The organism is Streptomyces sp. NPDC059255 (assembly GCF_042752355.1).
Classification (GTDB): Bacteria; Actinomycetota; Actinomycetes; order Streptomycetales; family Streptomycetaceae; genus Streptomyces.
On the sequence record NZ_JBHYZP010000004.1, the window covers coordinates 26270 to 37328 of the forward strand.

General features: G+C 73.5%; 8 protein-coding genes. 4 read left to right on the forward strand and 4 right to left on the reverse strand.

Annotation, left to right across the window (positions count from 1 at the left end; translation table 11 throughout):
- The first annotated feature begins 188 nt into the window (after positions 1–188).
- Complete coding sequence (locus ACFXKG_RS07400; protein ID WP_384833806.1) at positions 189–1217, forward strand: aspartate-semialdehyde dehydrogenase; 1029 nt, start codon at positions 189–191, stop codon at positions 1215–1217.
- Positions 1218–1269: 52 nt separating this feature from the next.
- On the opposite strand, the gene ACFXKG_RS07405 is transcribed toward ACFXKG_RS07400, so the two are convergent.
- Positions 1270–2469: an MFS transporter gene (locus ACFXKG_RS07405; RefSeq protein ID WP_384833810.1), complete on the reverse strand. Its 1200-nt coding sequence runs from the start codon at positions 2467–2469 to the stop codon at positions 1270–1272.
- Between the two features lie 154 nt (positions 2470–2623).
- Here ACFXKG_RS07405 and pepN point away from each other — a divergent pair, with 154 nt between their 5' ends.
- From pepN to ACFXKG_RS07420, 3 genes are all read left to right on the forward strand, one after another.
- A complete protein-coding gene (pepN, locus tag ACFXKG_RS07410; protein ID WP_384833813.1) occupies positions 2624–5203 on the forward strand; it encodes an aminopeptidase N in 2580 nt (859 codons plus the stop codon).
- A gap of 451 nt (positions 5204–5654) precedes the next feature.
- Positions 5655–6374, forward strand: a complete 720-nt coding sequence (locus ACFXKG_RS07415) for a hypothetical protein (protein ID WP_384833816.1) — start codon at positions 5655–5657, stop codon at positions 6372–6374.
- 141 nt (positions 6375–6515) lie between these two features.
- Complete coding sequence (locus ACFXKG_RS07420; protein ID WP_384833819.1) at positions 6516–8123, forward strand: ricin-type beta-trefoil lectin domain protein; 1608 nt, start codon at positions 6516–6518, stop codon at positions 8121–8123.
- Between the two features lie 90 nt (positions 8124–8213).
- Here ACFXKG_RS07420 and ACFXKG_RS07425 read toward each other — a convergent pair whose 3' ends face one another.
- The 3 genes from ACFXKG_RS07425 to ACFXKG_RS07435 form a co-directional block, all read right to left on the reverse strand.
- Complete coding sequence (locus tag ACFXKG_RS07425; protein ID WP_384833822.1) at positions 8214–8447, reverse strand: hypothetical protein; 234 nt, start codon at positions 8445–8447, stop codon at positions 8214–8216.
- 126 nt (positions 8448–8573) lie between these two features.
- Positions 8574–10796, reverse strand: coding sequence for a 4-alpha-glucanotransferase (gene malQ, locus ACFXKG_RS07430; protein ID WP_384833825.1), 2223 nt, complete (start codon positions 10794–10796; stop codon positions 8574–8576).
- A gap of 22 nt (positions 10797–10818) precedes the next feature.
- Positions 10819–11052, reverse strand: coding sequence for a hypothetical protein (locus tag ACFXKG_RS07435; protein WP_384833828.1), 234 nt, complete (start codon positions 11050–11052; stop codon positions 10819–10821).
- Positions 11053–11059: the final 7 nt, after the last annotated feature.

Consider the following 11059-nt stretch of genomic DNA (forward strand, 5'->3'; position numbering starts at 1 on the left):
GCGTGACAGCCGGTAAGGGGCGGGCGTCCGAACGGGCGCCCGCCCTTCGCGTTGCCGGCGGTCCGCGCTTCGCGTCGTCCCCGGTCCGCCCGTCCCGCTCCTCGGACAATGGATTGGACAAACCGACCGGGGACATACGCATCATGAGAGAACGCGTTCCCGGGACAGTCGCGAGTGAAGGAGCCCCAGTGAAGGTCGGAATCGTCGGAGCCACCGGTCAGGTCGGCACGGTCATGCGCAGCATCCTGGCCGAACGGAACTTCCCGGTCACCGAGCTGCGGCTGTTCGCGTCCGCCCGCTCCGCGGGCTCCACCATCGAGTGGGGTGGCACCCCGATCACCGTCGAGGACGCCGCCACGGCCGACTACGCGGGGCTCGACATCGTGCTCTTCTCGGCCGGCGGCGCCACCTCGAAGGCGCTCGCCGAGAAGGTCGCCGGTCAGGGCGCCGTCGTGATCGACAACTCCTCCGCCTGGCGCCGTGACCCCGAGGTCCCGCTCGTCGTCTCCGAGGTCAACCCGCACGCGATCGCGGACCGCCCCAAGGGCATCATCGCCAACCCGAACTGCACCACGATGGCCGCCATGCCCGTGCTGCGCCCGCTGCACGCCGAGGCCGGGCTGACCGCGCTGGTCGCCACGACGTACCAGGCCGTGTCCGGCTCGGGGCTGGCCGGCGTCGCCGAGCTGCACGGGCAGGCGCAGAAGGTCGTCGCCGAGGCGGACAAGCTGACGCACGACGGCGGGGCCGTGGACTTCCCCGAGCCCTCCGTCTACCAGCGCCCCATCGCCTTCAACGTGGTGCCGCTCGCCGGCGGCATCGTGGACGACGGCTCCTTCGAGACCGACGAGGAGCAGAAGCTCCGCAACGAATCCCGCAAGATCCTGGAGATCCCGGAGCTGAAGGTCTCCGGCACCTGCGTGCGCGTGCCGGTCTTCTCCGGCCACTCCCTCCAGGTCAACGCCCGCTTCGCCCGTCCGCTGAGCGTGGCCCGCGCGTACGAGCTGCTGAAGGACGCGCCCGGCGTGGAGCTGTCCGAGATCCCGACGCCGCTCCAGGCCGCGGGCAAGGACGTGTCGTACGTCGGCCGCATCCGTACCGACGAGACGGCGGAGAACGGGCTGGCGCTCTTCCTCTCCGGCGACAACCTGCGCAAGGGGGCGGCGCTGAACGCGGTGCAGATCGCGGAGCTGGTGGCGGCCGAGCTGTCGGCGTGACGGCGTAGCACGGCGCCCGGCGGCGGGGCGGGTGCCCCCGTGCCTCCCGGTCTCAGTGACCGGTGGTACGGGGCACCCGCCCCGCCGTCATTCCCGCCCCCAGGACGACGGCGAGCGCGGCCAGCGCGCCGCCGAGCCCGAAGGCCCCGGCGACCTCATGGCGGTCCACGGCCCGGCCGCCGAGGAGCGCGCCGAGGGCGATGGCCGCGTTGAACACCCCGGTGAAGAGCGCGGAGCCCGCCTCCCGGTGCTCCGGGACCACCGTCATCAGCCAGCTCTGGGCGCTGACCGGCACCCCGCCGTACGCCACGCCCCACACCAGCAGCAGCGCCACGGCGGCGGCCGGCGAACCGCCCGCCGGAACGGTCAGCAAGACCGTCGTGGCCAGCAGCGCCGCGAGGCCGAGCAGCGCCCGGCGCGGGGCGCGGGCGGCGGCCGCGCCCGCCAGGAAGGTCCCCGCGAGGGCGGCGGCCCCGTACCCCAGCAGCAGCCCGCTGACCGGCCCCGGGCCGATCCCCGCCACCCGCTCCAGCGCCGGGCGCACATAGGTGTACGCGGCGAAGTGCCCGGTGACCAGCAGCCCGGCCGCCACCAGGACGGCCCGTACTCCCGGCGTACGGAACAGCCCCGCGACCTCCCCGAGCCGTACCGCCTCCCGCGCGGGCAGGGGCGGCAGCACGGCGAGCAGCGCGGCCGCCGCGACGGCCAGCACCGCCATCGCGCCGAATGCCCAGCGCCACCCGGCGAGACCCCCCATCAGCGTCCCGGCCGGCACCCCGAGCACGGACGCCACCGCGGTCCCGCTGAAGATCACGGCGGTGGCCCGCCCCACCCCGGCCCCGCCGACGAGGCGCGCGGCGAGCCCGGCCGCGATCGCCCACACGCCCCCGACACAGACCCCGACCAGGCCGCGCGCCAGCAGCAGCCAGCCGAAGGCGGGCGCGAGCGCGGAGAGCACGTTGGCCGCGGCGAGCAGGAGCAGCAGCGCCCGGAGCACGGTCCGCCGGTCGGCGCGGCGCGCGGCGACCGGCAGCAGGGGCGCGGCGAGCGCCGCGACGAGCCCGGGCAGGGTGACGGCGAGCCCGGCCGTACCGTCGGAGGCGCCCAGCCCCCGGCCGAGGGGGGTGAGCAGCCCGACGGGCAGCATCTCCGTCGTGACGACACAGAAGGTGGCGGCGGCGACGGCGAGGACGGACGGGGGTAACGCGCTCTTCTCCGGGGGCGGTCCTGATGCCTGAGCCATCCGATGCATAGGACAAGCGTTCGCCTGCCGGCGCCCCGGATCAACACCCGCGCGCCCCCGGCCCTCCGCCGGAGACCTGGGCAGCCATACATATGCCACCGCATCTCCCGTACCCGCCGTGGAAGGATGACTCCAAACGTCACATACCGAGGAGATGAACCGGGTGCCTGGCACAAATCTGACCCGCGAAGAGGCACAGCAGCGCGCACGCCTCCTCAGCGTTGACTCGTACGGGATCGACCTCGATCTCAGCGGCGCACAGGAGGGCGGCACCTTCCGGTCCGTGACCACCGTGCGGTTCCGCAGTGCCGAGGCCGGGGCGGAGACCTTCATCGATCTGGTGGCGCCCGCCGTGCACGAGGTGGTGCTGAACGGCACCGCGCTGGACACCGCCGCCGTCTTCGCCGACTCGCGGATCGCGCTCAAGGAGCTGCACGAGGGTCCGAACGAGCTGACGGTCGTCGCGGAGTGCGCGTACACCAACACGGGCGAGGGGCTGCACCGCTTCGTCGACCCGGTGGACGAGCAGGCGTACCTCTACACGCAGTTCGAGGTCCCGGACGCGCGGCGCGTCTTCGCGTCCTTCGAACAGCCGGACCTGAAGGCCACCTTCCAGTTCACCGTGAAGGCGCCCGAGGGCTGGACCGTCATCTCCAACTCGCCGACGCCGGAGCCCCGGGACCACACCTGGGTCTTCGAGCCGACGCCGCGCATCTCGTCGTACATCACCGCGCTGATCGCCGGCCCGTACCACTCGGTGCACAGCTCGTACGAGAAGGACGGGCAGTCCGTGCCGCTGGGCATCTACTGCCGGCCCTCGCTCGCCGAGTACCTGGACGCGGACGCGATCTTCGAGGTCACGCGCCAGGGCTTCGACTGGTTCCAGGAGAAGTTCGACTACGCGTACCCCTTCGCCAAGTACGACCAGCTCTTCGTCCCGGAGTTCAACGCGGGCGCCATGGAGAACGCGGGCGCGGTGACCATCCGCGACCAGTACGTCTTCCGCTCGAAGGTGACGGACGCGGCGTACGAGACGCGGGCCGAGACGATCCTGCACGAACTGGCGCACATGTGGTTCGGCGATCTGGTCACCATGGAGTGGTGGAACGACCTGTGGCTGAACGAGTCGTTCGCCACGTACACGTCGATCGCCTGCCAGGCGTACGCGCCGGGCTCGCGGTGGCCGCATTCCTGGACGACGTTCGCCAACTCCATGAAGACGTGGGCGTACCGGCAGGACCAGCTGCCCTCCACGCACCCGATCATGGCGGAGATCCGCGACCTGGACGACGTGCTGGTCAACTTCGACGGCATCACGTACGCCAAGGGCGCCTCCGTGCTGAAGCAGCTCGTCGCGTACGTCGGGCAGGACGAGTTCTTCAAGGGCGTGCAGGCGTACTTCAAGGCGCACGCCTACGGCAACACGCGCCTGTCGGACCTGCTGGGCGCGCTGGAGGAGACCTCCGGGCGTGATCTGAAGACCTGGTCGAGGGCGTGGCTGGAGACGGCCGGCATCAACATCCTGCGCCCGGAGATCGAGCTGGACGAGGCGGGGAACGTGACCTCGCTGGCGGTACGGCAGGAGGCCCCGGCGCTCCCGGCGGGCGCCAAGGGCGAGCCCACTCTGCGCCCGCACCGGATCGCGGTCGGCTGCTACGACCTCGACCCGGACAACGACGGCAAGCTCGTCCGTACCAGCCGGATCGAGCTGGACGTCGACGGCGAGCGTACGGAGGTGCCGTTCCCGGCGGACACCCCGCGCCCGGCCGTGATCCTGCTCAACGACGACGACCTGTCGTACGCGAAGGTCCGGCTCGACGAGGAGTCGCTGCGCGTGGTCACCGCGCACCTCGGGGACTTCACGCAGTCGCTGCCGCGCGCGCTGTGCTGGGCGTCGGCGTGGGACATGACGCGCGACGGCGAGCTGGCGACCCGCGACTACCTGGCGCTGGTGCTGTCCGGCATCGCGAAGGAGTCGGACATCGGCGTCGTCCAGTCGCTGCACCGCCAGGTGAAGCTGGCCCTCGACCTGTACGCGGCGCCCGCGTGGCGCGAGGCGGGGCTGACGCAGTGGACGGAGGCGACGCTGGCCCACCTCAGGGCGGCGGAGCCGGGCAGCGACCACCAGCTCGCGTGGGCACGGGCCTTCGCGGCGACCGCCCGTACCCCGCACCAGCTCGACCTGCTGCAGGGACTGCTGGACGGCACGGAGTCGGTCGAGGGCCTGGCGGTCGACACGGAGCTGCGCTGGGCGTTCGTCCAGCGGCTGGCGGCGGTCGGGCTGCACGACGAGGAGGAGATCGCGGCGGAGTACGAGCGCGACCGCACGGCGGCGGGCGAACGCCACGCGGCCGCCGCCCGCTCGGCCCGCCCGCTGGCCGAGGCCAAGGCGGAGGCATGGGCGTCGGTCGTGGAGAGCGACAAGCTGCCCAACTCCCTCCAGGAGGCGGTGATCGGCGGCTTCGTCCAGACCGACCAGCGCGAGCTGCTGGCGCCGTACGCGGAGAAGTACTTCGCGGCGGTCGCGGGCGTCTGGGACGCGCGCTCGCACGAGATGGCGCAGCAGGTCGCGATCGGCCTCTACCCGGCGATCCAGGTCTCGCAGGCGACCCTGGACGCGACGGACGCCTGGCTCGCCTCGGCGGGACCGAACGCGGCCCTGCGCCGCCTGATCTCGGAGTCCCGCTCGGGCGTGGAACGCGCCCTGCGGGCCCAGGCGGCGGACGAGGCGGCGGGCGCGTAGCCGGCTGACGCCGGGGGCTTGTCGGCCGTGAGCCGATCCCGGTTGCCCGATGAGCCCGGCGAGCCCGGCACGCCTGGTGTGCCCGGTGGTCACCTGCGGGTGGCCACCGGGCGCGGGGCCACGTGGCGGCCGGGAGCGGTTCCCCAGGAGCGTCCCCGTCTCCGGTCGGGGCGGGATGTGCACCCGTCGCCCGCACCGCCCCGCCCCGGTGCGGTCCGGGGACGCGGGTTCGGGCAGGGTGCCCGTAGGGACCTCGTGCGCTGCCCCGTGGGGCGCGGGCGGTGCCCGCATAGCCTCTGACCTGGGGTTCGTTCGGATCCGACGCGTTTTCATGGAACCGGTTCGCTGAGACAGAACCCGGACATTGACGGGATCATTTCAGGATCGAGTCGGCCCTAATGTCATCGGTGTCAGCAGGAAACACCGCAACCGACAGCCGCTGGAGATCAAGATGCGTTCGCGTCTCGCCGCCCGTTCCGCCCGCCTCGTCCTCGCCGCCGCCACGGTAACGGCCCTCGCCGCGACCATGACCGCCTGCGGCCCCGAGGAGGACGGCGCCACGGACTCCGCGGCCACCTCCGCCGCCACCTCCGGCTCCAGCGGTGGCAGCTCCACCACGGGCGGTTCCGGCGACTCCGGCTCCGACTCCGGTTCCAAGGACTCCGGTTCGAAGGACTCGGGATCCGGTGGCTCCGGCTCCAAGGACTCGGGCTCCTCCGACTCGGCCGGCGGCTCCGACGACCCCAAGAAGGACGGCTACGGGCAGTCCTGCGGCAACAACGACGTGGACTTCAAGGTCACCGTGGAGACCCAGGCCGGCGGCTACTACCTCGTCACCGCCAAGGCCAAGCCCGGCATCACCTGCACCCTCGACGTCAACACCCCCAACGTGTCCTTCGGTTCCCGCACGGAGGGCATCGCCTCCCCCATCGGGCAGGGCGGCGAACCCCCCATCAAGCTCACCGGCTCCGCCGTCGCCTACGCCGGCATCAACCCCAAGACCACCGAGGACGTCGACAACTACATAGAGTTCGAGAGCGTCATCATCTCCCTCTCCGACGACGACCCGGACCCGGTCGAGATCAAGCTTCCCGACACGGCCCAGATCGACAAGCCCGTCGTCACCAACTGGAACAAGGAGATCGCCGGGGCCGTCCCGAACCTCGTCTGACCCACCCGCGGTTCCCCTCCAGGCGCTGCGACCGGGCGGGTGCCGGTCCCGGCCCGGCGTCGCCGGCCGCCCCCGGCCCCGGCCCGGTCGCAGCGCCCACCCAGTTCAACTCCTGTGCGGTGTATATGAGATGGTCCGGTCGTGAATCAGCTGCGTACCACTGACCCCACCAAGCTCGGCCACCACACGATCCTCGCGCGCATCGGCGCGGGCGGCATGGGACAGGTCTACCTGGGGCGTTCGCCCGGGGGACGGCTGCTCGCCATCAAGGTGGTCAGGGACGACTTCGCCGATTCCGCCGACATCATGACCCGGTTCCGCCGCGAGGTGGAGACGGTGGGGCGGGTGCGCAGCGCGTACACGGCGGCACTGGTCGAGGCGGAGGTCGACGCCCGGCCGTACTGGCTGGCGACGGAGTACGTGCCGGGCCCCACGCTCGCCGCGGCGATCCGGTCGCAGGTGCCGGGCGGGCTGCCGCACCGGTTCTGTCTGCTGCTGTTCGCCGCCCTCGCCGAGGCGCTCGCGGACGTGCACCTGCGCGGGGTCAGCCACCGCGATCTGAAGCCGCAGAACATCATTCTGTCGCCCGACGGGCCCCGGCTGATCGACTTCGGCATCGCCCGTACGACGGACCAGACCGCGCTCACGCAGGTCGGACAGACGGTGGGCAGCCTCGGTTACACCGCGCCCGAGGTGATCACCGAGAGCCTGGTCGGCCCGGCGGCCGACGTGTTCGCCCTCGGGGCGACCATGGCGTACGCGGCGACCGGGCGCGGCCCCTTCGGGGACAACGCGGCGGGGGTGGTCTACCGCAGCCTCAACGGGGAGATCGACGTCGACGGCGTCGATCCGGACCTCGCGGAGCTGATCACCGCATGTGTCGAGGTGACGCCCGAGCGGCGGCCGGATCCCGCGGAGATCATCCGGCGGTGCGACGTGCGGTCCGCGCTCACCGAGGACCCGGTCTACCGGCAGCTCGTCGCCGCACAGAGCCCCGTCCCGACGGTCCTGGACGGGGTGGCGGGCCACCCGGTCCCCTCGCGGTCACCGGACACGCCGCCCGTCGCCGCCGCGCACACCCCGCAGACGCCGCACGAGGACCCGACGGTCGCCGCCGCGCCCCGGACGCTGCTCGCCCCGGCACGGCCCGTCCCGGCGGCTCCCCCCGCGCGGGACGCCGGGCGGCGGGCCGCCCTGGTGTCGGCGAGCGCCGCCCTGGTCGTGGCGCTCGTCGGTGCGGTGTTACTGGTGGTCAGACCCGACTGGGGCGACACCGAGGCCCTCGGCGCGGGCGGGCAGTCCTCGCCCACGGGGGCGGCCGAGTCCCCGGTCGCGCTGCCGCCCAAGGACGACACGCCGGCGGAACCGGAGGGCGCGGTGACCGGGATGGACTCCAAGTGCCTGCATGTCGCCAACTCCGACACGGAGAACGGTGCCGGCCTTCAGCTGTGGACCTGCAACAACACCGACGCCCAGCGCTGGAAGGTGCTCGGCGAGGGCCGGATCCAGGCGCTGGGCAAGTGCATGGACGTGGAGTGGAGCGGCACGGACAACTGGACGCCCGTACGGCTGTGGGACTGCAACGGAACCCCGGCGCAGCAGTGGGAGAGCCAGGCCGACGGGACGCTCAAGAACGTGGGGTCGGGCCGGTGCCTGGACCTGAAAGAGGGAAAATCGGACAACGGCACGCCGCTCATCATCTTCGACTGCCACACCGGCGTGAACCAGCGATGGCAGCTCCCCACGTAGCGCCTGCCGCCCTGGGGTCACCGGACACGCGCGAAGGCGCCGCCCGGGCACCGAACTGTGGTGCGGGCGGCGCCTTCGGAGGCGGAGGCGTCAGGCGTGCTGCTTGCGGGACTTGTCGAGCACCATCACCAGACCGGCGATGACGCCGAAGATCACCAGCGGCGTGACCACGAACAGGCCGAGCGTCTCGGCCACACTCAGGCCCGGGCCGGGGTCGTCGCCGTCGTCCCGGGTCAGCGCGAGGGCCGGGGACGTCATGAGCAGCATCATCAGCGTCGTACCGGCCGCCAGGGCGCCGGCGCGCAGAGTGTTCTTCTTGTCCACGGTGCAAACGTAGCGAACGCCCCTGAGCCCCGCGCGGGCGGGGTGCCGTACGAGCCCGACCGCCGGGTCCGTACGAGCCCGCCCCCCGCGGTGCCGGACGGGCCCGTACGCGGATGACGCCCGGGCTCATCCGGACCGCAGCACCTCCGTCAGGCGGTGCAGGCGCGGCGAGGCGGCCAGCTCCTCCAGCGTCATCGGGCGGCCCCGCGCGTCCGCGACGGGCAGCCGCCAGTTGGGGTACTGGTCCCAGGTGCCCGGCAGGTTCTGCGGGCGGCGGTCGCCCACCGCGTCCGGCAGCCAGACCCCGACCATGCGCGCCGGGGTGCGCAGCAGGAAGCGGTAGACCGCGCGGATGGCCTCCTCCTCGTCGTCGTCACCGCCGTAGCCACCGGGCAGCAGCCCGAGCCGGGCGAGGCAGCCGAGCCACTCGGCGACCTCCGCGTGCTCCTCCGACTGCTCCTGCGCCAGCGGGCGGGTGAGCAGGCCGAGGCGGTGGCGCAGTTCCACGTGCTCGCCGGTGAGCCGCGCGGCGGTGGACGGCAGGTCGTGGGTGGTGGCGGTGGCCACGCACCCCTCGCGCCAGCTCTCGGGCGGCAGCGGGCGCCCCGTACCGGCCCAGTCGCGCTCGAACCAGAGCACCGAGGTGCCGAGCACGCCGCGCCGCTCCAGCGTCTCGCGTACGCCGGGCTCGACCGTGCCCAGGTCCTCCCCTATGACCACGGTGCCCGCCCGGTGCGCCTCCAGGGCGAGGACGGCGAGCATGGCCTCCGCGTCGTAGCGCACGTACGTGCCGTGCGTGGGCGGCCGTCCCCGCGGCACCCACCAGAGCCGGAACAGCCCCATGACATGGTCGATCCGCAGCGCCCCCGCGTGTCGCAGCAGGCCTTGGAGCAGTCCGCGGTACGGGGCGAAGCCGGACGCGGCCAGGATGTCCGGGCGCCAGGGCGGCAGCCCCCAGTCCTGGCCCAGCGCGTTGAAGGCGTCCGGCGGGGCGCCGACGGAGATGCCGTCCGCGAACGTGTCCTGCTGCGCCCAGGCGTCGGCGCCGTCCGGGTGCACCCCGACGGCGAGGTCGTGGACGATCCCGACGGGCATTCCGGCGTCCCGGGCCGCCCGGGAGGCATCGGCGAGCTGGCCGTCCGTGAGCCAGGCGAGGCGGCAGTGGAAGTCGATGCGGTCGAGCAGCCCGGTCCGGGCGGCGGCGGTCTCGGCGGAGCGCGGGTCGCGCAGCCCGTCCGGCCAGTCGCGCCACCGGGGGCCGTGCACCTCGGCGAGGGCGCACCAGGTGGCGTGGTCCTCCAGGGCACGGCCCTGGGCGGCGAGGAAGTCGCAGTAGTCGGCCTGCCGGCCGGGGCCGAGCGGGACGCGGTCCAGGATCTCCAGGGCCGCGCGCTTCAGCTCCCACACGGCGTCACGGTCGATCAGCCCGCCGCCCTCCGGGGCGTCGGGCCTGCCCCTCTTGCCCAGGACGGCCTCGCGGAGCGCGGCGGCCTTCTCCACCAGCGCGTCGAGCCGCTCGCGGTCCGGGCCGCGTACGTACGCGTACTCCGGCACGGCCTCGATCCGCAGATGGACCGGGTCGGGGAAGCGGCGCGAGGAGGGGCGGTACGGGGAGGGGTCGGCCGGGGCGCCGGGCACGGCGGCGTGCAGCGGGTTGATCTGGACGAAGCCCGCGCCGAGGGACCGGCCCGACCAGGTGGCCAGTTCGGCGAGGTCGCCGAGGTCGCCCATGCCCCAGGAGCGGGCGGAGAGGAGGGAGTAGAGCTGCACCAGGAAGCCGTGGGTACGGGCGGGGGCCTCCGGCACCCGGTCGGGCGCGACGACGAGCACGGCCCGTCCCGTACGGCCGTCGGGGGCCTCGACGGAGAGCCGGTGCACGCCGAGCGGCAGCCGGGCCCACCCGGAGGGGGTGGCGGGCACGCAGGCCGCGGCGGGCGCGGGGGCAGCGCACGGCAGTTCGATCGTCTCCCCGCGCGCGCTCCGCCAGTACTCGACCTCCACGCGGAGCGTCGAGCCCGCGGGGAGGGCCGTCAGGGCGGCCGGCAGCGGCCGGTCCGTACCCGCACCGGTGCTGTCGCCGCCCTCGACACCGTCGGCACCGTCAGGGGGGCCGGTCCCGGATCCTCGGGGCGGGTGCCACAGGACGAGCGTGGGTGGGAGCAGACGGCTCCCGTCGGCGGACTCGGCACCGCTCAGGGCGGCGCTCACCGCCGCGGGTGTGGACGCGTCGACGCCCAGCGCGGCGAGCACGGAGACGACCGTGTCGTCGGGGACCGGGACCTCGGTGCCCGGTGCGGGTGAGTACGCGGTGGCGACACCGTGCAGCTCGGCGAGCCTGGCCAAGCCCATGCGGACTCCTTGGTTCAGACGGTCATACCCCTGGGGACTCCGTACCGCCGGCGGTGCCGGGCGCGGTCGGCTCACTGGTCAGCGGGGCGGTGTCGGCGAGGGGCGGTTCGCTGGTGAGAGGGGCGGCGTCGGCGAGCGGGGGCTCGCTGGTCAGGGGGCCCGCGAGGTCGGCGGCGAGCGGAGGCTCGCTGGTCAGCGGTGCGGGCTGGGCCTGTTTGGAGAATGCGGAGAGCAGGAGCTGAGCGGATGCGGCCATGACGGCG

Coding starts and splice junctions, on each gene's coding strand:
- ACFXKG_RS07405 (WP_384833810.1), bottom strand. CDS start 2,469: ATGCATCGGATGGCTCAGGCATCAGGACCGCCCCCGGAGAAGAGCGCG.
- ACFXKG_RS07415 (WP_384833816.1), top strand. CDS start 5,655: ATGCGTTCGCGTCTCGCCGCCCGTTCCGCCCGCCTCGTCCTCGCCGCC.
- malQ (WP_384833825.1), bottom strand. CDS start 10,796: ATGGGCTTGGCCAGGCTCGCCGAGCTGCACGGTGTCGCCACCGCGTAC.
- ACFXKG_RS07435 (WP_384833828.1), bottom strand. CDS start 11,052: ATGGCCGCATCCGCTCAGCTCCTGCTCTCCGCATTCTCCAAACAGGCC.